General features: G+C 66.4%; 23 protein-coding genes. 19 read left to right on the forward strand and 4 right to left on the reverse strand.

Going from position 1 to position 23,794, the window contains the following annotated elements; genetic code table 11:
* Positions 1-39 precede the first annotated feature (39 nt).
* From ACRVY7_RS11910 to ACRVY7_RS11945, 8 genes are all read left to right on the forward strand, one after another.
* Positions 40-558, forward strand: coding sequence for a LemA family protein (locus ACRVY7_RS11910; RefSeq protein WP_270483015.1), 519 nt, complete (start codon positions 40-42; stop codon positions 556-558).
* Between the two features lie 152 nt (positions 559-710).
* A complete protein-coding gene (gene pdxS, locus ACRVY7_RS11915; protein WP_049697499.1) occupies positions 711-1,628 on the forward strand; it encodes a pyridoxal 5'-phosphate synthase lyase subunit PdxS in 918 nt (305 codons plus the stop codon).
* An 85-nt stretch (positions 1,629-1,713) separates the two neighbouring features.
* Positions 1,714-2,556 (forward strand): PP2C family protein-serine/threonine phosphatase, encoded by an 843-nt coding sequence (locus ACRVY7_RS11920; protein ID WP_049697237.1) that lies wholly within the window; start codon positions 1,714-1,716, stop codon positions 2,554-2,556.
* A gap of 22 nt (positions 2,557-2,578) precedes the next feature.
* Complete coding sequence (locus ACRVY7_RS11925; protein ID WP_049697238.1) at positions 2,579-3,316, forward strand: hypothetical protein; 738 nt, start codon at positions 2,579-2,581, stop codon at positions 3,314-3,316.
* A gap of 192 nt (positions 3,317-3,508) precedes the next feature.
* Entirely contained in the window at positions 3,509-4,027 is a 519-nt protein-coding gene (locus ACRVY7_RS11930) for a helix-turn-helix transcriptional regulator (protein ID WP_431817208.1), read from the forward strand.
* A gap of 47 nt (positions 4,028-4,074) precedes the next feature.
* Positions 4,075-4,929, forward strand: a complete 855-nt coding sequence (locus ACRVY7_RS11935) for an acyl-CoA thioesterase (RefSeq protein WP_431817209.1) — start codon at positions 4,075-4,077, stop codon at positions 4,927-4,929.
* On the forward strand, positions 4,926-5,549 hold the full coding sequence (gene pdxT, locus ACRVY7_RS11940) for a pyridoxal 5'-phosphate synthase glutaminase subunit PdxT (RefSeq protein WP_431817210.1): 624 nt from the start codon (positions 4,926-4,928) through the stop codon (positions 5,547-5,549). Before ACRVY7_RS11935 ends, pdxT begins: the two co-directional genes overlap by 4 nt.
* A 58-nt stretch (positions 5,550-5,607) precedes the next feature.
* Complete coding sequence (locus tag ACRVY7_RS11945) at positions 5,608-6,360, forward strand: YebC/PmpR family DNA-binding transcriptional regulator (protein WP_064866316.1); 753 nt, start codon at positions 5,608-5,610, stop codon at positions 6,358-6,360.
* A 3-nt stretch (positions 6,361-6,363) separates the two neighbouring features.
* On the opposite strand, the gene ACRVY7_RS11950 is transcribed toward ACRVY7_RS11945, so the two are convergent.
* Positions 6,364-6,975, reverse strand: coding sequence for a nucleoside/nucleotide kinase family protein (locus tag ACRVY7_RS11950; protein WP_431817211.1), 612 nt, complete (start codon positions 6,973-6,975; stop codon positions 6,364-6,366).
* A gap of 93 nt (positions 6,976-7,068) precedes the next feature.
* Here ACRVY7_RS11950 and ruvC point away from each other — a divergent pair, with 93 nt between their 5' ends.
* From ruvC to ACRVY7_RS11995, 9 genes are all read left to right on the forward strand, one after another.
* Complete coding sequence (gene ruvC, locus ACRVY7_RS11955) at positions 7,069-7,671, forward strand: crossover junction endodeoxyribonuclease RuvC (RefSeq protein WP_431817212.1); 603 nt, start codon at positions 7,069-7,071, stop codon at positions 7,669-7,671.
* On the forward strand, positions 7,668-8,261 hold the full coding sequence (gene ruvA / locus ACRVY7_RS11960) for a Holliday junction branch migration protein RuvA (protein ID WP_049697243.1): 594 nt from the start codon (positions 7,668-7,670) through the stop codon (positions 8,259-8,261). Before ruvC ends, ruvA begins: the two co-directional genes overlap by 4 nt.
* Positions 8,261-9,343, forward strand: a complete 1,083-nt coding sequence (gene ruvB / locus ACRVY7_RS11965) for a Holliday junction branch migration DNA helicase RuvB (protein WP_049697244.1) — start codon at positions 8,261-8,263, stop codon at positions 9,341-9,343. The genes ruvA and ruvB overlap by 1 nt, the downstream gene beginning before the upstream one ends.
* Before the next feature lie 110 nt (positions 9,344-9,453).
* Complete coding sequence (gene yajC / locus ACRVY7_RS11970; protein WP_049697245.1) at positions 9,454-9,909, forward strand: preprotein translocase subunit YajC; 456 nt, start codon at positions 9,454-9,456, stop codon at positions 9,907-9,909.
* 157 nt (positions 9,910-10,066) lie between these two features.
* Positions 10,067-11,770, forward strand: a complete 1,704-nt coding sequence (gene secD, locus ACRVY7_RS11975; protein WP_049697246.1) for a protein translocase subunit SecD — start codon at positions 10,067-10,069, stop codon at positions 11,768-11,770.
* The gene (gene secF, locus ACRVY7_RS11980; RefSeq protein ID WP_431817213.1) at positions 11,767-12,969 is read left to right on the forward strand and encodes a protein translocase subunit SecF; all 1,203 of its coding nucleotides are present in this window, start codon (positions 11,767-11,769) and stop codon (positions 12,967-12,969) included. Before secD ends, secF begins: the two co-directional genes overlap by 4 nt.
* Positions 12,970-12,976: 7 nt before the next feature.
* A complete protein-coding gene (locus ACRVY7_RS11985; protein ID WP_431817214.1) occupies positions 12,977-14,656 on the forward strand; it encodes an ABC transporter substrate-binding protein in 1,680 nt (559 codons plus the stop codon).
* A complete protein-coding gene (locus tag ACRVY7_RS11990; RefSeq protein ID WP_082938160.1) occupies positions 14,649-15,254 on the forward strand; it encodes an adenine phosphoribosyltransferase in 606 nt (201 codons plus the stop codon). Before ACRVY7_RS11985 ends, ACRVY7_RS11990 begins: the two co-directional genes overlap by 8 nt.
* Positions 15,255-15,428: 174 nt before the next feature.
* Positions 15,429-17,858, forward strand: coding sequence for a RelA/SpoT family protein (locus ACRVY7_RS11995; RefSeq protein WP_431817215.1), 2,430 nt, complete (start codon positions 15,429-15,431; stop codon positions 17,856-17,858).
* A 122-nt stretch (positions 17,859-17,980) separates the two neighbouring features.
* On the opposite strand, the gene ACRVY7_RS12000 is transcribed toward ACRVY7_RS11995, so the two are convergent.
* A complete protein-coding gene (locus tag ACRVY7_RS12000) occupies positions 17,981-18,925 on the reverse strand; it encodes a peptidylprolyl isomerase (RefSeq protein ID WP_049697248.1) in 945 nt (314 codons plus the stop codon).
* Positions 18,926-19,156: 231 nt separating this feature from the next.
* Between ACRVY7_RS12000 and ACRVY7_RS12005 the strand changes: the two genes are divergently transcribed.
* Together ACRVY7_RS12005 and hisS are read left to right on the forward strand one after the other, a co-directional pair.
* Positions 19,157-19,876, forward strand: a complete 720-nt coding sequence (locus tag ACRVY7_RS12005; RefSeq protein WP_431817216.1) for an MBL fold metallo-hydrolase — start codon at positions 19,157-19,159, stop codon at positions 19,874-19,876.
* A complete protein-coding gene (gene hisS / locus ACRVY7_RS12010) occupies positions 19,873-21,138 on the forward strand; it encodes a histidine--tRNA ligase (RefSeq protein ID WP_431817217.1) in 1,266 nt (421 codons plus the stop codon). Before ACRVY7_RS12005 ends, hisS begins: the two co-directional genes overlap by 4 nt.
* Here hisS and ACRVY7_RS12015 read toward each other — a convergent pair.
* Both ACRVY7_RS12015 and ypfJ read right to left on the reverse strand, forming a co-directional pair.
* The gene (locus ACRVY7_RS12015; protein ID WP_431817218.1) at positions 21,119-22,789 is read right to left on the reverse strand and encodes a DUF885 domain-containing protein; all 1,671 of its coding nucleotides are present in this window, start codon (positions 22,787-22,789) and stop codon (positions 21,119-21,121) included. The genes hisS and ACRVY7_RS12015 overlap by 20 nt on opposite strands.
* Entirely contained in the window at positions 22,779-23,657 is an 879-nt protein-coding gene (gene ypfJ / locus ACRVY7_RS12020; protein WP_064870861.1) for a KPN_02809 family neutral zinc metallopeptidase, read from the reverse strand. The genes ACRVY7_RS12015 and ypfJ overlap by 11 nt, the downstream gene beginning before the upstream one ends.
* Positions 23,658-23,794 lie beyond the last annotated feature (137 nt).

Genomic DNA, 23,794 nt, shown 5'->3' on the forward strand with positions numbered 1-23,794 from the left:
GACGCCGTGCGCTTCTCCGGGATCACGATCTCTGGAACCGTGGCGTCGATCGTGTTCGTCGTGGTGGTACTGGTCCTCGTGGCGGCGGCGTGGGCCTACAAAACCGCCAACCGCCTCGACCGGCTGAACGTTCGCGTCGACCTGGCACGTCGGTCGCTGGAATCCGCGCTCGAGCGACGCAGCGTCGTTGCGCGTGCCATCGCGGCGTGGATGGAGACATCGACCGACGACCGTGACAGAACGGCCGCAGCCAAGCTGACCGCGGTCGCCGACCGTGCCGAACGCGCGACACCCGAGCAGCGCGAGGACGCGGAGAACGACGTATCCGCAGCGCTTGCCCGTACCGACAACGGCGCCCGCCCGGCGTCGTTGTCGATCGAACTCGCCGACGCCGAGACCCGCGTGATGATGGCACGGCGCTTCTACAACGACGCCGTTCGCGACACGCGGGCGCTTGCCACCCGCAGACCCGTCCGCTGGCTCAAGCTCGGAGGCACGGCTGCGCCGCCTGCGTACTTCGAGATCTCCGAGCGGGTGGCACCGGACGAATCGTCCTGACAGGCGACGAACCTGCGGCTAGGACACAATTCGGGGTCGCCTATCCTGTAAGGCCAGGAGCCCAGTGGATCGCCGATGGGCCGTGAACGCGAAACCAGGAGACATCAGTGAGTCAATTCCAATCAGGGGAGCAGCCCGCGACGGACGCAACCCTGTCGGTCAACGGACACGCCGCTGCTGACTCGCAGGCAGGACACGGCACCGCCCGCGTCAAGCGCGGAATGGCCGAGATGCTCAAGGGCGGCGTGATCATGGACGTCGTCACGCCCGAGCAGGCGAAAATCGCCGAGGACGCGGGTGCTGTCGCTGTCATGGCGCTCGAGCGGGTACCCGCCGACATCCGCGCACAGGGTGGCGTGTCGCGTATGAGCGACCCCGACATGATCGACGGGATCATCAACACGGTCAGCATCCCGGTGATGGCCAAGGCGCGTATCGGACACTTCGTCGAGGCGCAGATCCTGCAGAGTCTCGGCGTCGACTACATCGACGAGTCCGAGGTGCTCACGCCCGCCGATTACGCCAACCACATCGACAAGTTCGCGTTCACCGTGCCGTTCGTGTGCGGTGCCACCAACCTCGGCGAAGCGCTCCGACGCATCACCGAAGGTGCTGCGATGATCCGCTCCAAGGGCGAGGCAGGCACCGGCGACGTCTCGAACGCGACGACCCACATGCGCAAGATCCGTGACGAGATCCGACGCCTCACCTCGCTGCCGAAGGACGAATTGTACGTCGCGGCAAAGGAATTGCAGGCGCCGTACGATCTCGTCGTCGAGGTCGCCAACGCGGGCAAACTGCCGGTGACCCTGTTCACGGCGGGTGGAATCGCCACTCCCGCCGATGCCGCGATGATGATGCAACTCGGTGCCGAGGGCGTGTTCGTCGGCTCGGGCATCTTCAAGTCCGGTAACCCCGCGCAGCGGGCGGCGGCGATCGTGCAGGCGACGACGTTCTACGACGACCCGGACGTGCTCGCGAAGGTTTCGCGCGGACTCGGCGAGGCGATGGTCGGCATCAACGTCGACGACATCCCGGCACCGCATCGTCTTGCCGAGCGTGGCTGGTAGTCGACATCGACGACATGGACACGTTCGCTCCGACGGTGAGTTCGTCACCCGCGCAGGTCGAGCCCGCCGGTAGGATCTGCTGACCATGGACTCGGTGAGCATCGTCCGTGATTCGTCGCTGACCGGCAGCGACATCGTCGGAGATCTGCGACTCGACTGGTCGGTGTACAGCGACGTCGGACGTGTCCGCGACGCCAACGAAGACGCCGCTCTCGTGCTGCCCGGACGCTACCTGCTGGCCGATGGCATGGGTGGGCACGAAAGCGGCGAGTTGGCCAGCGAAGCAGCACTTCTGACGCTGGCCGAGGTCGAGCCGGGAGCTGAACTCGCAGGCACCCGAGACGCACTCGACCAACTGCTCGTCGACGCGCAGCAACGTATCGGTGGCATCGACGGATTCTCCGACCGACGAGCGGGCACGACGGTCACCGGCGCGGTGCTCGTCACCGACGATGACGTCCTCCACTGGCTGATACTCAACATCGGCGATTCGCGGACGTACCGGTTCCAGAACGGCACGCTCCAACTGCTCACACGCGACCACTCGCAGGTTCAGGAGTTCGTCGACGCCGGTGTGATCACCGCCGAGCAGGCACGAATCGACCCGCGCCGCAACGTGATCACCAGGGCGCTCGGAGCCGGCATGGCCGAGCCCGACGCCGACTACTTCTCCACGCCGGCCCTGCCCGGGGACGTACTGCTCATCTGCTCCGACGGTCTGACCGGAGAACTTCCCGACGCCGAGATCGCCGAGATCCTCGCGGGCTCCGACTCCGTGGAAGACGCCGCGGCAAGCCTCGTCGACGCCGCGCTGTTCGTCGGCGCGCACGACAACGTCACCGTCGTCGTCGTGGCGGTCCGCAGCGACGAGGAGTCGGACGAGGCCGACGGGGAGAACACCGAGACATCGGGCGAGACGCCCACATGACCGCGTCGAGGTGCGCTCGCCGATGACGTCCGGACAGGGTCCGCAGACGCAGTCCGAGCGCGCATTCGTCGACTATTGCGGCGAGCGGTTCGGAATCCTGGCGGGCCGTCGGTTCTGGATCGGGCGTGAGGCGGATCTGTCCGTCGACGACAATCCGTATCTGCATCGTCGATTCTTGTTGCTGCACAACGTGAATGGGTTGTGGTGGTTGAGCAACCGAGGTGCGCATCTCTCGGCGAGTGTCTCTGCGGGCGACGTCGGATTCTCGGCGGTACTCGGACCGGGCGCGCGGATGCCGCTGGTCTTCGGACACACCACGATCGTGTTCACGGCAGGGCCGACCACCTACGAGGTCGACGTCCACACCGTGAGCCCGCAGGTCGACGCAGTGACCGCGCCCGAGGTCGTCGGCGGAATGATCACGCAGGGTGTACCGATGCTGACCGAGAGTCAGAAGCTGCTGATCGTGGTCCTGGCGGAGGAGATTCTGCGTCGTGACGGCACGGGTGCCAGCGCGATCCCCTCGTCGGCGCAGGCCGCGGGGCGGCTCGGCTGGTCGCTCACGAAGTTCAACCGCAAGCTCGACAACGTCTGCGACAAGCTCGATCAGCTCGGCGTGAGCGGAATGCGAGCGGGCGGCGGAAAGCTCGCGAGCAATCGCCGGGCAAAGCTCGTCGAGTACGCGGTTGCCTCACGCATCGTGACGCGCGGCGACCTACCCCTCATCGACGAAGAGGCCGCGCGCAACGCTGCCGGCTGAGTCCGATACGCCGGCTCTGACCTGCGACGATGCGGCATGGGGAGTTCTCCCCATGCGTAGGGGAGTTCTCCCCATCGACGGGCGGCCCGAGCACTCATAACGTCATCTGCACGCGGTGCGTAGTACCGCGAATGACCGAGCCGACACGGCGTAGACCGATGCGGCACAAGCGATGACCGAGGAGATGCTGACATGACCGCACCTACCGCACCCCGTATTCCCGCTGTGCAACTCGACGCCTACGCCGCACGACGTCGTGCCGAGTCGGTAGCGCGTCGTCAGGAGGCATTGGCCCGACTCGCGGCGCGTCGGATGCCGTTGCCCGGACCCTCCGCGGCCGTCGCTGTCGGCGAAAGCCCTCGGCAGGGCGTGACCGTGGCCGGCGGCCGGGGCGAACGACACATGCACCTGTTGCCGCAGATCGATGCGAACGTGGGGGAGGCGTCGACGACCGACGAGCCCCGGCGCGGCCGGGAAGCACTGCCCAAGCCGCAGTTGACGCCGCGGGAGATCGAGGTGCTGCGGACGTGGCTGATGGTCGATACCAAGCCCGCAACCGCTGCGGCGCTGTACATTTCGCTGGGTACCGTGAACACCCACCTCACGCGGATTCGAGCCAAGTACGCCGAGATCGGCCGTCCGGCACCGACCAAGGCCGGCCTCGTCGCGCGAGCGGTCCAGGACGGGATCGTCGAACTCGACGAGCTCTGAGAAGGCCGTGTGTCTGCCGCGGCGTCTCCATACGAGATACTGTCCGAGTGGCAGACATCGAAGAGATCCTCCAGGTCGAGCGGATCGAGAAGGACATCTACCGCGGCGGCGCGTTCGAGAGCTTTCTGCAGCGCACATTCGGCGGCCAGGTCGCGGGTCAGGCGCTGGTCTCCGCCACCCGCACGGTCGACGACAGTTACACGGTGCATTCGCTGCACGGGTACTTCCTGCGTCCCGGCAATCCCGATATTCCGGCGGTCTTCCTCGTCGACCGTATCCGCGACGGACGGTCGTTCTGCACCCGGAGAGTGACCGGAATCCAGAACGGCGAGGCGATCTTCACGATGTCGGCGTCGTTCCACGTGGGCGGTGACGAGGGGATCGAGCACCAGGACCGCATGCCTCCCGCGCCGGACCCCGAGTCGTTGCCGGACAGGGCCGACAGTGAGTCCGACGACGAGTCGTCGGTGCTCAAGGAATGGCAGAACTTCGACCTTCGGGTGGTGCCTCGCGACGAGATGGTGACGAATCCCTATCTCGCTGCGCAGCAACGTGTTTGGTTTCGGTACCGACATCGACTGCCCGACGATCAGACCATCCACGTGTGCACGCTGGCCTACATGAGCGACATGACGTTGCTCGGGTCGTCGAAGGTGCCGCACCCCGGCATCGAACCGCAAGCGGCCTCGCTCGACCATGCCATGTGGTTCATGCGACCGTTCCGTGCCGACGAATGGCTTCTGTATGACCAGAATTCGCCGTCGGCAGGGGGTGGCCGCGCGCTGACTCAGGGCCGTATCTTCGATCGCGACGGTCGGCTCGTCGCCGCGGTCACGCAGGAGGGCCTGAGCCGCACCGGTCGTCAGATGCCCGCCGACCAGCACGCACGGCACGACAGGTGACCGCGGACAGCGGATCGCCACAGGTCGGAGTCCTCGCGCTGCAGGGTGACGTGCGCGAACATCTCGCCGCCGTCGCTGCTGCGGGTGCCACGCCGATCAGTGTGCGTCGCCGCGAAGAACTCGACGCCGTCGACGGACTGATCATCCCGGGTGGGGAGTCGACGACGATGAGCAGACTCCTCGGGGTGTTCGATCTCTACGATCCGTTGCATGCGCGACTTCGCGACGGCATGCCCGCGTACGGCTCGTGTGCGGGAATGATCATGCTCGCCTCGGAGATCCTCGATACGCGGCCCGATGCCCGGCATCTCGATGCGCTCGACATCACGGTGCGACGCAACGCGTTCGGACGGCAGGTGGAATCGTTCGAGACCGATCTGGAGGTCGACGGCATCACCGACGGACACCCGATGCGTGCGGTCTTCATCCGCGCACCCTGGGTCGAGCGGGCAGGCGACACTGTTGAGGTTCTGGCCCGGGTCACCGAGGGTCCCGCGGAGGGTCGGATCGTCGCGGTGCGTCAGGGTGACGTCCTCGCGACGTCGTTTCACCCGGAGGTGACCGGCGATCGACGAGTGCACGAATACTTCGTCGGGATGGTCGCCGCTAAGATCGAATGACGAACGACACCGTGCGCGGCAACGACGCCGCGGGCACGCGAAAGGATCGGAACAGCGTATGAGCGGCCATTCCAAATGGGCGACCACCAAGCACAAGAAGGCGGTCATCGATGCCAAGCGCGGCAAGATGTTCGCCAAGTTGATCAAGAACATCGAGGTCGCGGCACGTACCGGGGGTAGCGACCCCGCCGGTAACCCGACGCTGTACGACGCGATCCAGAAGGCCAAGAAGAGCTCGGTGCCCAACGACAACATCGAGCGCGCACGCAAGCGTGGCGGTGGTGAAGAAGCCGGTGGCGCCGACTGGCAGACCATCACCTACGAGGGTTACGGCCCGAACGGCGTCGCGATCCTGATCGAGTGCCTCACCGACAACCGCAACCGGGCTGCGGGCGAGGTTCGCACCGCGATGACCCGCAACGGCGGCAACATGGCCGACCCGGGGTCGGTTGCCTACCTGTTCACCCGACGTGGTGTGGTGACGCTGGAGAAGAACGGACAGTCCGAGGACGACATCCTGATGGCGGTTCTCGATGCCGGTGCTGAGGAAGTCAACGATCTCGGCGAATCGTTCGAGGTCGTCAGCGAGCCGACGGATCTGGTCGCTGTGCGCACCGCGCTGGTCGACGCAGGCATCGACTACGACTCGGCCGAGGCCGATTTTCGCGCCTCTGTCGAGGTGCCGGTCGACGCCGAAGGCGCACGAAAGGTCTTCAAGCTGATCGACGCGCTCGAAGACTGCGACGACGTCCAGGACGTGTACAGCAACGTTGACGTCAGCGACGAGGTACTCGCGGAACTCGACGCCTGAGTTTCAGTTCGTTCGCGCCAGCGCCGGTCGGTCCGGGTGGTCGTAACGCACCTCGAGATCGGCGGTCGGAGCGTACGCGTCGTCGTCGAGCAGCGGTTCGATGGTCCACTGCTCGGCGTCGGGTGTCCGCCGTCGCAGCGCGCCCTCCGACATCGCCAGATGGATCACCAAGTCGAGTTCGAGTGCCTGCGTGCGCAGCATCGGGCCGGCGAGGACGATGATCTGGGAGTCGGTGGCTTGCTCGTGTTCGTCGCGAAATGATCTGTCGCGCACCGGGTTCCATAATCGGGGCAGCCACCGTCGGTGCGTCCGGACGGCGTCGACCACCTCCCGGTCGATAGCGGCGAAGTCGAACCAGCTCTCCCGGTACGACTCGGGATCCGATCTGCCGTACTCCAGTCGTAGTGATGCCGGACGCAGATAGTCCGACGTGCGGACCACGGCCGCCGCCCGGCCGCGTGCCCGCAGGCCGTCGACGATCTCCGAGGCAAGTAGGTCCGGGCCGGCTGCGGGCGCGCCGTCGACCCCGACGACCGCGATGCCGTCGAGGTCGGCGCAGCGTTCGGTGCACAGCTGCACCAGGCCCTGCGGAGTGATCGGTTCGAATCGCGTCATCGAGTCCACTCTTACGCCGTGTCGATCACCCGCATTGTCGGGACCCCTCGGTAACATCTCGAACAACTGTTCGCTGCAATCCGAGGAGTACGTGTGCGAGTGATGGGCGTCGACCCGGGGCTGACGCGATGCGGTATCGCCCTTGTCGAGTCGGGTGCCGGTCGGCAGGTGACCGCGCTCGACGTCGACGTTGTCCGCACACCGACCGACATGGACCTCGAACGACGACTGCTCGCCGTATACACCGCGGCCTCGCACTGGCTCGACACGCACCATCCCGACGTCGTCGCGATCGAGCGGGTATTCGCCCAGAACCAGGTCTCCACGGCGATGGGCACCGCGCAGGCCGGTGGTGTCATCGCGCTCGCCGCCGGTCAGCGCGAGATTCCCGTACGCTTCCACACCCCATCCGAGGTCAAAGCCGCGGTGACCGGCAGCGGCCGCGCCGACAAAGCGCAGGTCACCGCAATGGTCACCCGCATTCTCGGCATGCAGACCAAGCCACGCCCAGCCGATGCCGCCGACGCACTGGCTCTCGCGATCTGCCACTGTTGGCGAGGTCCGATGGCCGAGCGGATGATGGCCGCGCAGAAGCAGGCCGAAGCCGCGGCCGCCCGGCACCGTGAGAAGATCGCCGCTGCGCGCGAGCGCAACAACAGCACTGCCGGCGCAGCACGGGGGAGGAGCGGAGCATGATCGCATCTGTCCGTGGGCCGGTTGTCGACGTCGCGCTCGACCATGTGGTGATCGATTGCGCCGGTGTCGGATACCGGGTTCTCGCCACGCCGTCGACGTTGTCGCGGATGCATCGGGGTGAGGAGTCGACCCTGCTGACCTCGATGATCGTGCGTGAGGACTCGATGACCCTCTACGGGTTCACCGAGCCCGACGCCAGAGCATTGTTCGCGCTGCTGCAGACCGTGACCGGTGTCGGGCCGCGCCTCGCGATGGCGACGTTGGCGGTTCTCGAACCCGAGGCGCTGCGCAGGGCACTGGCCGACTCCGACGTCAAGGCGCTCACCTCGGTACCCGGGATCGGCAAGCGTGTTGCGGAGCGACTCGTCGTCGAGCTTCGCGACAAGGTCGACCGTCCCGCGGCAGACGGACCGTCCGGCGTGAGCGTCGTGAGCGGCGGAGTACGTGATCAGGTCATCGAGGCGCTCGTCGGGCTCGGCTTCACCGCGGCGCCCGCGGAGAAGGCGGTCGTCGCGATTCTCGCGGAGACTCCCGATGCCGACGCATCGGCTGCCCTGCGGAAATCCCTTGCGCTGCTAGGGAAGTCGTAATGAGTTCCGACGAGCAACTCGAGCGCGAGGTGAACGCGACGCCGGTCCGGTCCGACGGCGACCTCGACGCTGGTCTGCGCCCGCGGTCACTGGCCGACTTCATCGGGCAACCGCGCGTGTGCGAACAGCTCGAACTCGTTCTGCACGGAGCTCGTGGTCGGGGAGGGACGCCCGACCACATCCTGCTGTCCGGACCTCCAGGGCTGGGCAAGACCTCGTTGGCGATGATCATCGCGGCCGAGATGGGTGCCGCGATCAGGGTGACGTCGGGTCCGGCGCTCGAGCGCGCAGGCGATCTCGCGGCGATGCTGTCGAATCTGGTCGAGGGAGATGTGCTCTTCATCGACGAGATTCACCGCATCGCCCGCCCCGCCGAAGAGATGCTCTACCTCGCGATGGAGGACTTCCGAGTCGACGTCGTCGTGGGCAAGGGGCCGGGCGCGACGTCGATCCCGCTCGATGTTGCACCATTCACTCTGGTCGGCGCGACCACGAGGTCGGGGTCGTTGACCGGCCCGCTGCGCGACAGATTCGGGTTCACCGCCCACATGGAGTTCTACGAGACCGACGAGTTGGTGCGAGTACTCCGCCGTTCTGCGGGCATTCTCGGCATTGATCTCGGCGGCGACGCGGCGTCGGAGATCGCGAGTCGGTCGCGCGGGACACCACGTATCGCCAACCGGCTCCTACGTCGTGTGCGCGACTACGCGGAGGTACGCGGCGACGGAACCGTCACCGTCGACACCGCGCGCGCTGCGCTGGCCGTCTACGACGTCGACGAACTCGGTTTCGACCGGCTCGACCGTGCGGTGCTCAATGCGCTGATCAGGGCGTTCGGCGGCGGGCCTGTCGGTGTGTCGACCTTGGCCGTTGCTGTCGGCGAGGAGCCCGCAACCGTCGAGGAGGTCTGCGAACCCTTCCTCGTGCGTGCGGGGATGATCGCGCGGACTCCGCGCGGTCGGGTGGCGACGGCTGCGGCGTGGCACCACCTCGGCTTGACGCCGCCGGCGGGTGCGCTGAACGCCACGTTCGGTGTGCGTCCGCGCGATGTCGACGGCGAATCGCTGTTCGACGACCTCTGACACCCAGGTAGTGAGCCGAAAATGTCCGAATTAGCGGCATGGCACACTAGAGGGAGTGCACAGCTACGGCGTGCAACCTCCACATTCAACGAAGGACTGATCGCTCTCTCATGGAATCTCTGCTTTTCCCGCTTCTGCTCGTGCTCCTCGCCGGCTTCATGTTCTTCTCCATGCGTAAGCAGAAGAAGCGCGCTGCCGAGCAGCAGGACATGCAGAACTCGATTCAGACCGGCACGCGCATCCAGCTCACCTCGGGCCTGTTCGGCACCATCATCGACGCCTCGTCGTCGGACTATGTCGATGTCGAGATCGCTACCGGAGTTGTCACACGCTGGAACCGCCTGGCGATCATGAAGGTCGTACCCACCGAGGATGCCGCGGCAACCTACGCCGGTTACGTCCCGCCGAGCGCGCCGCTCACCGCAGATGGTGACGAGTTCTCGACCATCGACGGCAGTGTGAACTACGACGGCATCTCCAGCCATGATGATGTCCGTGACGCTGACGACGTAGACGTCGACCTGCGTAAGGATCAGGGCGGAAGCAGCCCCGACTCGGACAAGTAACGCATCTGGTCTGAGCAGCACTGCTGGCGCGTCACACGGCCCGGTGGGGTCGTGTGAACGCGTCAGGGCTGATCAGTAGAGTGGCGTGCGGCCGTATGGCCTATCAGTACAGTGGCCTGCGGCCATCTGACGCGCGCTGAAGGAGATCGAGTACAACGTGACCACCCCTCGCCGGGCGACAGAGGCGTCGACCAACACACGAGGATCGTCGACCAAGACACGAGGGTCGTCGACCACAAAGCCAGCGAAGAAGCGGCGGTCGCCAGCGCGCGAGATCCCGCCGTGGCGTCCGCTGACGGTCTTCTTCGCGCTGCTTGCGGTGATCTACGCGCTCATCTTCTTCACCGGCGGCGGCTCGCCGGAGCCGAAGCTCGGTATCGATCTCCAGGGCGGCACCCGCGTGACCCTGACGGCGCGCACCGAGTCGGGTACCCCGCCGACGCGTGAACAACTCGACCAGGCCAAGCAGATCATCGAGCAGCGCGTCAATGGCCTCGGTGTCTCGGGATCCGAGGTCGTCGTCAACGGCAACAACCTGATCATCACGGTGCCCGGTCAGGATGGCGCACAGGCCAAGACCCTCGGCCAGACCGCGCGTCTGTTCGTGCGTCCCGTGGTCGAGGTGCAGGCGGCCACGCCGCAGCCGAAGAAGGACCAGGCGGCGCAGCCGACCGACCAGCAGCCCGCCGACCAGGCCGCCAAGGCGATCGAGGAGCAGCGCAAGCTGCGTCAGGTTCCCGCTGGTGCGAACACCGACGGGCTCAAGGCCTACATGTCCAAGATGGACTGCTCGACCGGCGCCAATGATCCACTTCTCGGTAACGACCTCTCCGATCAGTACCTCGTGGCGTGTGCGGAGGACGGCAAGCAGGTCTACCTGCTCGCACCCCAGATCATCGACGGTCGCGACATCAGTTCTGCGAGTTCGGGATCCAATCAGCAGACCGGTGCGTGGACGGTCTACCTCGACTTCAAGCCCGACGCGGCGCAGACCTGGAGCGAGTTCACCGCCAAGAACATCGGCAACACCACGGCGTTCGTGCTCGACAGCCGCGTCGTGTCGGCCGCGACGATCAACTCGCAGATCTCCGGCGGCAAGACCGAGATCACCGGATCGTTCAGCGAAGCCGAGGCCAGCGACCTCGCCAACGTGCTGAAGTACGGCTCGCTGCCGCTCTCGTTCAAGACGTCCGACGCCGAGACGGTCTCGGCAACGCTGGGTCTGCAGTCGTTGCGTGCGGGTCTGATCGCAGGCCTGATCGGTCTGATCGCAGTCTTCATCTACGCCCTCGCCTACTACCGCGCGCTCGGCTTCCTGACCATCTTGTCGCTGATCCTCGCCGGTGCCGCGGTCTACGGAATCATCGTGCTGCTCGGACGATGGATCGGGTTCACGCTCGACCTCGCGGGCATCGCGGGTCTGATCATCGGTATCGGTATGACCGCCGACTCGTTCGTCGTCTACTTCGAACGCATCAAGGACGAGATGCGTGAGGGACGAAGTTTCCGGTCGGCTGTGCCGCGTGGCTGGGCCAGCGCCCGCCGGACCATCTGGTCGGGCAACGCGGTCAGCTTCATCGCCGCTGCCGTGATCTACACGCTCGCGATCGGTGAGGTCCGAGGATTCGCGTTCACGCTGGGTCTCACGACCATCCTCGACGTCGTCGTGGTCTTCCTCGTCACCCATCCGCTCGTCGTGCTCGCCAGCAGAAACGACTTCCTCTCGCGGCCGAATATCAACGGACTCGGCGCGGTGAGCGAGGTGGCGCGGCAACGTCGTCAGGGCACGAGCAAAGCAGATCGGGCAGCCGCAGAGCGCACCGACAACGAGCAGACCGTCGCAGAAGGAACGTCGAAATGACAACCACCAACGACACGCGCGACGGCTCGACGTCGGCTCCGTCTGCCGGAAGCGACGCCGATTTCGTCGCCGACACCAACAGGTCGTTCCTGTCTCGGCTCTACACCGGTACCGGTGCATTCGAGATCGTCGGACGCAGGCGCATGTGGTACCTGGTGAGCCTGGCGATCGTGGTCATCTGCGTCGCATCCATCGCGATCCGGGGTTTCTCCTTTGGTATCGACTTCGAAGGTGGAACGCAGGTCTCCATCCCCGTCACGCAGGGTGTGACGAGCCAGTCTGTCGAAGACGTCACCACCAAGGCTCTCGGCAGCGCCCCCGATTCGGTCCAGACCGCGGGTTCTGGCGCGGCCCAGACCGTTCAGGTGCGCACCGACACGCTGACGGTGCAGCAGGCATCGACACTGACCCAAGCGCTCACGGACCGCTTCGGTCCCGATCTCACCAACGGTGATGTGAGCATCTCCGAAGTGAGTTCGACCTGGGGTAAAGAGATCACGGAGAAGATGCTCATCGCGCTCGCGGTGTTCCTCGTGATCGTCTTCGTCTACATCGCCATCCGCTTCGACAGGGAGATGTCGGTGGCAGCACTCGCATCTCTGCTGTTCGACATCGTCGTGACGGCGGGTATCTACTCACTCGTCGGGTTCGAGGTCACTCCGGCAACGGTGATCGGTCTACTCACCATTCTCGGCTTCTCGCTCTACGACACCGTCGTCGTGTTCGACAAGGTCGGTGAGAACACCCGGTCGGTCTTGCAGACGACACGTCGGACGTACGCCGAGCAGGCCAACCTCGCCATCAACCAGACCCTCATGCGGTCGATCAACACGACGGTCATCTCCGTGCTGCCGATCATCGCGCTGATGGTGATCGCCGTGTGGTTGCTCGGCGTCGGCACGCTCAAGGACCTCGGACTGATTCAGTTGGTCGGCGTGGTCGTCGGTACCTACTCGTCGATCTTCCTCGCGGCCCCGCTACTGGTCACGCTCAAGGAACGTCGTTCCGACATCAAGAAGCACACCGCGCGTGTGCTGGCGCGGCGCGGCGCCGTCGAGGCGGGTGAAGACGTCAGCGCGGCGGACCGTCCGGTTCGCGGACGTTCGAGTGCGGCGTCGAGCACACGGAGTGCTCGCGCTGCAAAGGATGCGGGGGAGGAGCCACAGGCTCCGACCGGCAAGCGTCGACGTTCCCGATAGGCGCCCCGTGACCTCAGCGCGCAGCACGAAAGTGCTCGCCATGGTGTTGGCGGGCCTCGTCATGGTCGGGGTCGTTGCCGCATGCGGCGACGACCCGCCGCCGACGCTCGACTACCTCACCGACGCGCGGTTGAGCACCGCCAACGCGAACACCGCTACGGGCAACGCCGACGGCGCGTTGATGCTGACCGGCCGAGTGCTCCCTGGTTTCAGTTACCTCGGGGCGTCGGGTCAGGTGACGCCCGACCGTGACATCGGCACGGTCAGTGTGCAGGCCGGGCCGGTACAGACGTTGACCTATCAGTTCACCCCCGACGCCGCGTTCTCCGACGGCACGCCCCTCGACTGCGACGATCTGGTCCTGGCGTGGACAGCGATGAGCGGACGGTACCCAGAGTTCGGGGCCGCGACCACCGCCGGCTACCGCGACATCGAGGCGGTCGACTGCGAGGCGGGTGCCAAGGCGGCGACGGTGACCTTCAAGCGCGGTCGCGACTACCGTGACTGGCTCTCGTTGTTCGGCGCGGGCACGCTCATGCCCGCGCAGGTGGTTGGCCGCGTCGCGGGCGTCGCCGATGCGCTGACGTCGATCAGATCGGCCGATCGGGCCGCGATCAGGAAGCTCGCGAGGGCGTGGACATCGGCGTTCGAGCTGCGAGCGGGCGGCGGTGCCGACAACGTACCGTCGTCGGGACCTTACGAGATCTCCGAGGTCACCGAGGCGGGCGTCCTGCTCGTCCCCAACCCGAAGTGGTGGGGAGACGCACCGAAGGTGTCGAGGATCCTCGTGCACGGCAGGTCCGACTCGGCCCGCCTCATCACGGGCAGCTCGTACAGCGTCGCCGACGTCACCGCAGGCCTGACCGACGGCGACGCCAAACGTAGCGACCAGAACGCCACAGGGCAGGTGCAAGCCCCGGATGCGCCCGGACGCGCACTGGGCGTCGAGGAAGTGGTGCTCTCACGGCGCGGCGTCTTCTCCGATGTCGGCGTTCGACGGGCGTTCGCCAGTTGCGTGCCCCGTGATGCGCTGACGCGCACATTCGGGCAGGGCGCGCAGCTCTGGAACCTCCGGACACTCGCGCCTGCGGACCGCCTCGCGGCAGCGATCAACGGCGAGTTCGGTCAGGGATACCTGCGCGCGAACACCGCCAAGGCACGAGAACTTCTCGCCGGAGCGGGTCAGGAGTCCGGCGTCCGGGTGCGCATCGGCTACCTCGCGCCGGGCGATCGCCAACGACAGATGGTCGCAGCGATTGCCGATTCCTGCCGCGCGGCAGGAATCGCGGTCACCGACGTGTCGTCGCCGCAGTTCGATATCAGCGATCTCGGAAAGACTGCCGACGCGGTGTTGGTGGTCAATGGAACGTCGTTCTCCGCGGCAGGCGCGGCCGATCCGAGTCGAGATGCGTACCAGTTGTTCGACGGAGATCCGTTGGACATCAACGACTTCGATGATCAGGCGGTCTCCGACGCCATCGCCGCCCGCAGCGTAGGGGCACTCGGAAGCGAACACCTGGGCCTTGTCCGGACGATCGAGGGCGCGGCGTGGGCGGATGTGCCGTCGATTCCGTTGTTCGCTGCTCCGCGGGTTCGACGATGGAATGATCGAGTCGACAACGTGGTGGCCGGACTCGGCCGCAATGGAACGGGATGGAACATGGATCGGTGGGTTAGTGGTGAGTGAGCGCGTGAGCAGCGGGCACGCGAGCAGTGGTTCCGACGAGGTCACGCGTGAGGCGGTCCTACGGGCACGAGCTGCGATCGCCGAGCACGAACGCACGGTTCCCGACTTTCCCAAGCCGGGCATCCTCTTTCGCGACCTGACCCCGGTCCTCGCCGACACGGAGGGTTTCTCGTCGATCGTGACCGCGCTGACGCATGGCTGTTCCGGCGTCGACCTCGTCGCAGGCATCGACGCCCGCGGTTTCCTCGTCGGTGGTGCCGTCGCACAAGAGTTGGAGGTCGGCATCCTGGCTGTCCGTAAGGGCGGCAAGCTGCCCCCACCGGTCTACGGCGTCGACTACGACCTCGAATACGGCACGGGTCGGCTGGAGATCCCGGCGAGCGGCATCGACATCACCGGGCGACGGGTACTGATCGTCGACGACGTCCTCGCGACGGGCGGGACCGCTGTCGCGGCGTCGAAACTCATGGGTCTGGCGGGTGCCTCCGTTGTCGGGGTCGCGGTGATCATGGAGCTCGCCGATCTCGGCGGGCGTGCGCGGATCGCTGCCGAACTCGGTCCGGATGTGAGCCTGCACGCGATCACCGACGACCGCTGAGCTGCATCGGTCTCGCAGCGCGCGCCGCGCCGGGCGTCGTGGCCGGATTAGACTCGTCGCATACGGTGTTGAAGTCTTCGGAATTTTGTTCACATCGGTGAATCAGCGTGTCGGCACGGTGTGGCTCGTCGAACGGACACACCGGGAGAAGACGCACCGGGAGAAGGAGGCAGCATGGCGAATGAGACCGAGGCGGCCGTCGCTCGTGAGCGGGTCACGCCGACCGCCCCCGCAGCGGAAGAGGTCCGTACCGCAGAAGACGCCCGTGCCGCTGCTCCCGCCCCGGTGAGTGCGCCCGATGGCAATCGGGCCGCCGAGCCCGCGTCGCCCGCCGACACCACCCACGCCTCAGCCTCGCGGCGGGTTCGCGCCCGCCTTGCACGGCGGATGACCGCGACCCGCAGCTCGGTCCGTCCGGTGCTCGAACCACTGGTTACGCTGCATCGGGAGATCTACCCCAAGGCCGACATCGCGCTTCTGCAACGTGCCTACGACGTCGCCGACGAACGTCATCGTGGTCAGAACCGGAAGTCGGGCGATCCGTACATCACCCATCCGCTCGCGGTCGCGACGATTCTCGCCGATCTCGGGATGGACACCACCACGCTCGTCGCCGCCTTGTTGCACGACACCGTCGAGGACACCGGTTACACCCTCGACGCGCTCGAGAGTGAGTTCGGCGCCGAGGTCGCACACCTCGTCGACGGCGTGACCAAGCTCGACAAGGTCGCGCTCGGTAGCGCCGCCGAAGCCGAGACGATCCGCAAGATGATCATCGCGATGGCCCGCGATCCGCGGGTGCTCGTGATCAAGGTCGCCGACCGCCTCCACAACATGCGCACGATGCGTTTCCTGCCGCCGGAGAAGCAGGCGCGCAAGGCACGCGAGACGCTGGAAGTGATTGCGCCACTTGCTCATCGGCTCGGCATGGCGACGGTGAAGTGGGAGCTCGAAGACCTCTCATTCGCGATTCTGCACCCCAAGCGCTACGAGGAGATCGTGCGGCTCGTCGCCGACCGCGCGCCCTCGCGTGACACCTATCTCGCCCGGGTACGCGCCGACATCAACAACGCGCTGTCGTCGGCCAAGATCACCGCGACGGTCGAGGGCAGGCCCAAGCACTACTGGTCGATCTATCAGAAGATGATCGTCAAGGGTCGCGACTTCGACGACATCCACGATCTCGTCGGCATGCGCATCCTGTGCGACGACGTGCGCGACTGCTACGCCGCAGTCGGCGTCGTGCATTCGCTGTGGCAGCCGATGGCCGGGCGTTTCAAGGACTACATCGCTCAGCCGAGGTTCGGCGTGTACCAGTCGCTGCACACCACGGTCATCGGACCGGAGGGCAAGCCCCTCGAAATCCAGATCCGCACCAACGACATGCACCGCACCGCCGAATTCGGTATCGCCGCGCATTGGCGATACAAGGAGGGCGGCTACCGGGATCGCAAGGGGCGCAAGTCCGATACGACCGAGATCGACGACATGGCGTGGATGCGTCAGCTTCTCGATTGGCAACGAGAAGCCGCCGACCCCGGCGAGTTCCTCGAGTCGCTGCGTTACGACCTCGCCGTCAAGGAGATCTTCGTCTTCACGCCCAAGGGCGACGTCATCACACTGCCCGCGGGCTCGACGCCCGTCGACTTCGCCTACGCGGTGCACACCGAGGTTGGGCATCGATGTATCGGTGCTCGGGTCAACGGCCGACTCGTCGCGCTCGAACGCGAACTCGAGAACGGCGAAGTCGTCGAGGTGTTCACGTCGAAGGCTCCCAACGCCGGACCGAGCAAGGACTGGCAGAACTTCGTCGTCTCGCCGCGCGCGAAGGCCAAGATCCGTCAGTGGTTCGCCAAGGAACGTCGTGAAGAGGCGCTGGAAACCGGCAAGGACGCCATCGCCAAGGAGGTTCGACGAGGCGGGCTGCCGTTGCAGCGCCTGATGAGCGCCGAGTCGATGGCCGCGATCGCCAAGGAACTGCGCTACGCCGACGTCAGCGCGCTGTACACGGCTGTCGGCGAGAACCATGTGTCCGCGCGCCACGTCGTGAATCGGCTGGTCTCGTCCCTCGGTGGCATCGACGACGCCGCGGAGGAGATCGCCGAGCGTTCGACACTGTCGACGATGCCGTCGCGGACCAGGGCCGGTGGCGATGCCGGGGTCGTCATCGAGGGTGTCGACAACGTCCTCATCAAGCTCGCGAAGTGTTGCACACCGGTTCCCGGAGACGACATCCTCGGCTTCATCACACGCGGCGGGGGCGTCAGCGTGCACCGCACCGACTGCACGAACGCGGGTGAACTGCGCCGCCAGGACGAACGGATCATCCCCGTGACCTGGGCGCCGTCGCCCGAGTCGGTGTTCCTGGTCGCCATCCAGGTGGAGGCCCTCGACCGCCATCGGCTGCTGTCGGACGTGACCAAGGTGCTCGCCGACGAGAAGGTGAACATCCTCTCGGCGTCGGTGACCACCAGCCGCGACCGTGTCGCGGTCAGCAAGTTCACGTTCGAGATGGGCGACCCCAAGCATCTCGGTCACGTACTGAACGTCGTGCGCAACGTCGAGGGCGTGTACGACGTCTACCGCGTGACCTCCGCGGCGTAGCTGCGCACAGTCGGCGTTCTAAAGCGCCCACTCGGCGTTCTGGGGCGCCCACTCGGCGTTCTGGAGCGCCCAGTCGACGGGTTGTCCCGCCGACTGGGCGCTTCCTCGCGTCGAGTGTGCGTTTAGTCCAGGTCTCCGCCGGTGATCTTGGCCGTGGTGATCTCCACCGGCAGCTTGGGCTTGCCGTCGTTGGTCTCGCCCGACGGTCCGGGGGTCACGCCGCCCGCGGCGACCTTGTCGAGCACCTTGAGGCCCTCGGGGTCGACCTTGCCGACCACCGAGTAGTCGGCCGGGAGCTGACTGTCGGAGATGACGAGGAAGAACTGGCTCGAGCCGGTGTTGCTGCTCTGGCCGCCCTGGTTGCTGTTGGCGATCGCGATGGTGCCGCGGGGGTAGACCACCGACTGCTGGCCGGTCATCTGGTTGGCCTGTCCCGCCGGCTTGAGGTTGGTCGGCGGCTCGTCGGGACTGCTCCAACCCGGGCCGCCGGCACCTGTTCCGGTGGGATCACCGCACTGCAGCACCTTGAGCGCCTCGCTCGTGGTCATGCGGTGGCACGGGGTGTCGTCGTAGTACTTGTCGCCGATGAGCGAAACGATCGCGCCCGTGTTGCACGGTGCCGAGGCTCGGGTCAGCGTGATCGGAATCGCGCCCTGGGACGTGTCGAACACCGCCGAGACGTCGCCGGACTTCAGTTGCCGGTCACCGGGTTTGGGGGCAGTCCGCTTCTTGGGGATGCCCTCGTTGATCATCTTGTTCATCTCAGCCGCGTACTTGCGGTATTCCTCGTGCTGCTCCGCAGGCACGCCCTGTGGCGGGTCGGTGGGGATCGGCTTGAGGCGGTCGGGCTGATCCTGGTACTCACACGACGTCCACCGGGCGGCCTCGCGGTCGTCGAGGACCTTCTTCACGATGAGCGTGGTCGCGGTGGCCACGACCGCAACCACCACGACCGTCGAGATCGATGCGATGAGGATGCGCCGACGCTTGCGATCCTGACGCTCGCGTTCGAGTCTGTCCTCAAGCTTCCGCTTGGCGGCTTCGCGGCGTTCCTCGTTGGTGGTCACGCTGGTGAACCCTCCTGAGACGTCTGTCGGTGCGGATGAACACGGTGCGTTCGAAACACGGTGCGCTCGAAACACGGCTGTATCGACACGCAAGTGTGCCAGGACACCCTGAGAGTTCCCCAGGCAGGTGTACCGGAGTGTCGTCGAGTGCTGTTCTCGCGTGCGCCAGAATGGAGTGTCAGGAGCGACGCGTCATCGGCGCCCGCGTCATGTCGAAGCCGAGGAGAGCACATGCTGATCACCGGATTCCCCGCCGGGATGTTCCAGACCAACTGCTACATCGTGGCACCCGAGCCGGGTGGCGAGGCGGTCGTCATCGACCCGGGCCAGGAAGCGGCCGACAAGGTCGCCGAGATTCTCGCCGAGCATGACCTGACCCCGGTTGCGGTGTTGCTGACCCACGGACACCTCGATCACACCTGGAACGCCGCGGATGTCTGCGACGCATACGGGATTCCCGCCTACATCCACCCGGCGGACCGTCCGATGCTCGCCGACCCGGCGGTCGGCCTCGGCAGTGCACTCGGCGCGATGATCGGGCCGTTGACCTTCCGTGAGCCGGAGAAGGTCATCGAGTTCGTCGACGGTGAGCCGATCGAGGTGGCGGGGATCAGATTCGACGTCGATCTCGCACCCGGCCACACCCAGGGATCGGTCCTACTCACCATCGACGTACCGGTCGTCGACGATGCAGGTCAGGAGACCAGCATCAAAGTGTGCTTCTCCGGTGACGTACTCTTTGCGGGGTCCATCGGACGCACCGATCTGCCCGGCGGCAACCACCGGCAACTGCTCGAATCGATCGAGTCGAAGCTCCTCGTGTTGCCCGACCAGACCCAGGTGTTGCCCGGCCACGGGCCACAGACCTCGATCGGGCAGGAACGCGCGACGAACCCGTTCCTGACGGAGCTGGGGGAGTCGAGCCGACAGAAGGGAAGCAGGAGACTGTGAGCGCCGACTTCGTCGCACCGAAGGGCATCCCCGACTACTACCCGCCCGCGTCGGCCGATTTCCGACGCGTCCGCGACACATTCACCGACGCCGCTCGGCGGGCCGGATACGGACACATCGAACTGCCGATCTTCGAGGACACCGGCCTGTTCGCCAGAGGCGTCGGCGAGTCGACCGATGTGGTCAGCAAGGAGATGTACACCTTCGAAGATCGCGGCGGCCGTTCGGTCACGCTGCGTCCCGAGGGCACCGCCGGAGTTGTTCGCGCGGTCATCGAACACGGTCTCGACCGCGGACAACTCCCCGTCAAGCTCTGCTACGCGGGTCCGTTCTTCCGCTACGAGCGCCCGCAGGCCGGCCGCTACCGCCAACTGCAGCAGGTCGGGGTGGAGGCGATCGGCGTCGACGACCCCGCGCTCGACGCCGAGGTCATCGCGATCGCCGACGAGGGATATCGACGGCTCGGACTGTCGGGGTTCCGTCTGGAGATCACCTCGCTCGGCGACGACTCCTGCCGCCCAGCATACCGCGAGGCACTGCAGGAGTTCCTGAGCGGACTCGACCTAGACGAGGCGACACGCCAACGCGCACAGATCAATCCGCTACGCGTGCTCGACGACAAGCGCCCCGATATCCGCGAGGCCACCGCCGATGCACCGCTCATGCTCGACTATCTGTCCGACGACGCGCGCGGCCACTTCGAGAGCGTGCTGTCGCATCTGCGCCAGCTCGGCGTCCCGTATGTGATCAACCCGCGCCTGGTCCGCGGCCTGGACTACTACACCAAGACGACGTTCGAATTCGTCCACGACGGTCTCGGCGCGCAGTCGGGCATCGGTGGCGGCGGTCGGTACGACGGCCTGATGCGTCAGCTCGGCAGCAAGCAGGATCTCTCGGGAATCGGCTACGGACTCGGCGTCGACCGGACGATGCTGGCTCTCGAGGCCGAGGGCATCGCCCACGTCGACGCCGCGCGGTGCCAGGTGTTCGGGGTACCGCTGGGCACCGACGCCAAAGCCGAATTGGTCAGTATCGCAGGACAACTGCGTGCCGCGGGTGTCAGCGTCGACCTCGCCTACGGCGACCGCGGACTCAAGGGCGCGATGAAGGCCGCGGATCGGTCCGGCGCGAAGCTGGCGCTGGTACTCGGCGACCGCGAACTCGCCGAGGGCACCATCGAGATCAAGAACCTGACCAACGGCGAGCAGCACAAGACATCGCTGGAGGGCGTCGTCGCAGAGGTCAGCCAGCTGCTGGCCTGAGGGTCATCTCCTCGCGCAGGACGTCGAGGCTGACCCCGCCGAGTGCGAGGGCGTTGGTGTGGAAGTCCTTGAGAGTCCACTCGGGATGGCGGGTCAGAGCCTGTGTACGGCACTGTTCCCAGACCCGTTGTCCCAGCGCGTAACTCGGCGCCTGTCCTGCCCACCCGAGGTAGCGATCGAGCTCGAAGCGCAGCACCGCCCGATCCATCGCCACCGACGCCGTGAGAAACTGCCACGCCTTCTCGGCATCCCACGTGCCGCCGCCGACAGATGCGGGTGCGGCCTTGCGGCAGTGGACTCCGATGTCGACGACGACGCGCGCCGCGCGTAGGCGCTGCGAGTCGAGCATGCCCATCCGGTCGCCGGGGTCGTCGAGCCAACCGAGCTCGCTCATCAACCGCTCGGCGTAGAGCGCCCAGCCCTCGCCGTGTCCCGAGGTGAACGACGCGAGCTTGCGCCAGGTGTTGAGGTCGGGATCGACGATCGCGGCGCCGAGCTGCAGATGATGCCCCGGCACGCCCTCGTGGTAGACGGTCGTCTTCTCCTGCCAGGTGTGGAAGACGGTCTGTTCCGGCGGTACCGCCCACCACATCCGTCCGGGGCGGGAGAGGTCGGCACTTGGCTGCGTGTAGTAGATGATGCCGGTCGACGACGGCGCCAGCCGACATTCGAGTCGGGTGAGACGGTCGGGAATGTCGAAGTGCGTGCCGGCCAGGCCGTCGACCGCCGCGTCGGAGGTCTGCTGCATCCACGCGAGAAACGACGCGCGGTCGTGGATCTGGTATTGCGGTGCGGCGTCGAGGAATTCGAGTGCCTCGGCGACGCTCGCGCCGGGCACGAGGTCCGCGGCGATGGCCTGCTGTTCGGCGGTGATGGCGTCGAGGTGACCGAGCGCCCAGTCGTAGGCCTCGTCGGGATCGGCATCGGTGCCGAGGTAATACGGCAACCGGAGCAGATACCTGTCGCGCCCGATGGCGTCGTCGGGGTCGGCGGAGTCGAGGACCGTCGACCTCAGGAGTGCGGCCAGGGCGTCGAACGCGGCACCCGCGCCGTCGAGGGCGCCGGCCAGGTCGACGGCGAGCGCGTCGTCGGAGGCGATCGGCGTGGTGTTCTGTGCGATCGCAGCGCGCGCCCCGTCGGCTTGTGCGGCAACCAGTTCGACCTGTCGTCGTGCGAGCGCGGGTCCGACGTCGCGGCGGTGTTCGAGTCCGACGATGACGCTGTCGATCGCCGCCGGGATCGCGCTGATCCGCGCAACCATGTCGGCGCGCTGTTCGGCGGTGTCGGTGGGCATGAGGTCGAAGATGTCGCGAATCGCCTGCAGCGGTGAGGCAATCACGTTGCACTCGCCGGTCAGTTCGCCTGCGTCGGCGAGTGCGAGTTCGCGATTGAGCCCGGCTCGCATGGTGGCGATGGTGACCCTGTCGACGTGGTCGGTGGGCGACGCGGCGTCGAGCTGTGCGAGCGTCGAACGCACCAGAGCGGCCCGTTCGTCGACGGCGTCCGGGGAGAAGTCGGTCAGCAGCCGGTCGTGGCCTGCAAGGCCGTACTCGCTGGCGAGGATCGGGTCGAGTGCGGCACTACGCGCCAGATGGTCGTCGGCGATCGCGTCGACGGGTGTCGGTGTGCGCCTGATGGTCTCAGAGGTCATTGGTGGAGAACGTGTCGCACTGACGTGGGTCGCCGTTCTTGTATCCGATGGAGAACCAACGGACCCGCTGATCGGCCGAGCCGTGCGTCCAGCCCTCGGGATTGGAGTTCGCGCCCTGGATGGTGTCGTCGCCGATCGCCTTCGCGGTCTGGATGACCGAGTTGATCTGATCGGAGGTGAGCGGTTCCAGCATCGCGTCGCTGCCCTTGTCTGCGTGATACGCCCACACACCCGCGTAGCAGTCTGCCTGCAATTCGACGCGGACAGAACCCGACTTGGGTCCGCTGGAACCGAGTTGCTGCCCCTTCTGCAGTGCCCCGGTCAGGTTCTGCACGTGGTGGCCGTACTCGTGTGCGACGACGTACTCCTGGGCCAGCGGACCATCGCTGCCACCCATTTGTTTGAGCTGGTTGAAGAACGTCGGGTCGAAGTAGGCGGTCTTGTCGACGGGGCAGTAGAACGGTCCGGTCGCCGACGTTGCGGCGCCGCAACCGGTGTCGACGGAATTGCTGAAGATGACGGTCTTCGGCGGGGTGTAGCCCTTCATGAGGTCCGACCACACCCTGTTGATGCTGATCGTCGTGGCCTTGATGCGGCAGATGTCGTCGGTGTTGGCCTTCTCGATGGTGCACTGGGCGAGGTGTTCGTCGATCTCGCTCGCCGAGGTGCTCGACGAACCTCCTGTTGTCGACGAGGTGCCGAGGATCTGGCCGGGATTGATGCCGAGGAAGAGCGCGATCAGCGTGACGATCAGCCCGGCACCACCGCCGAGCGCGATACGGCCACCGCCGCCGCCGCCGAAACCACCGCCACCCCCGCCGCCGGACACGTTGCTGTTGTCCAGCCCCCCGCTGCCTTGGAACGTCATGCAGGTCAGGCTACCGGCGAGGACGTCCCGATACGGGTGAACCACGCCCAACAATCACGTCTCGGAATGGTGCGCGGGCGGCGGGTTCGGCGCGGGCGGGATACCACTCGGCGACGGCGGGCGCGCCCTCCGTAGGA

It is taken from the genome of Gordonia jacobaea (genome assembly GCF_965344965.1).
Classification (GTDB): Bacteria; Actinomycetota; Actinomycetes; order Mycobacteriales; family Mycobacteriaceae; genus Gordonia; species Gordonia jacobaea.

Coding starts and splice junctions, on each gene's coding strand:
- ACRVY7_RS11925 (WP_049697238.1), top strand. CDS start 2,579: ATGACGTCCGGACAGGGTCCGCAGACGCAGTCCGAGCGCGCATTCGTC.
- ypfJ (WP_064870861.1), bottom strand. CDS start 23,657: ATGACGTTCCAAGGCAGCGGGGGGCTGGACAACAGCAACGTGTCCGGC.
- ACRVY7_RS11930 (WP_431817208.1), top strand. CDS start 3,509: ATGACCGCACCTACCGCACCCCGTATTCCCGCTGTGCAACTCGACGCC.
- ruvB (WP_049697244.1), top strand. CDS start 8,261: ATGAGTTCCGACGAGCAACTCGAGCGCGAGGTGAACGCGACGCCGGTC.
- yajC (WP_049697245.1), top strand. CDS start 9,454: ATGGAATCTCTGCTTTTCCCGCTTCTGCTCGTGCTCCTCGCCGGCTTC.
- ACRVY7_RS11995 (WP_431817215.1), top strand. CDS start 15,429: ATGGCGAATGAGACCGAGGCGGCCGTCGCTCGTGAGCGGGTCACGCCG.
- ACRVY7_RS12015 (WP_431817218.1), bottom strand. CDS start 22,789: ATGACCTCTGAGACCATCAGGCGCACACCGACACCCGTCGACGCGATC.
- ACRVY7_RS11950 (WP_431817211.1), bottom strand. CDS start 6,975: ATGACGCGATTCGAACCGATCACTCCGCAGGGCCTGGTGCAGCTGTGC.
- secF (WP_431817213.1), top strand. CDS start 11,767: ATGACAACCACCAACGACACGCGCGACGGCTCGACGTCGGCTCCGTCT.
- ACRVY7_RS11920 (WP_049697237.1), top strand. CDS start 1,714: ATGGACTCGGTGAGCATCGTCCGTGATTCGTCGCTGACCGGCAGCGAC.
- ACRVY7_RS12005 (WP_431817216.1), top strand. CDS start 19,157: ATGCTGATCACCGGATTCCCCGCCGGGATGTTCCAGACCAACTGCTAC.
- ACRVY7_RS11945 (WP_064866316.1), top strand. CDS start 5,608: ATGAGCGGCCATTCCAAATGGGCGACCACCAAGCACAAGAAGGCGGTC.
- ruvA (WP_049697243.1), top strand. CDS start 7,668: ATGATCGCATCTGTCCGTGGGCCGGTTGTCGACGTCGCGCTCGACCAT.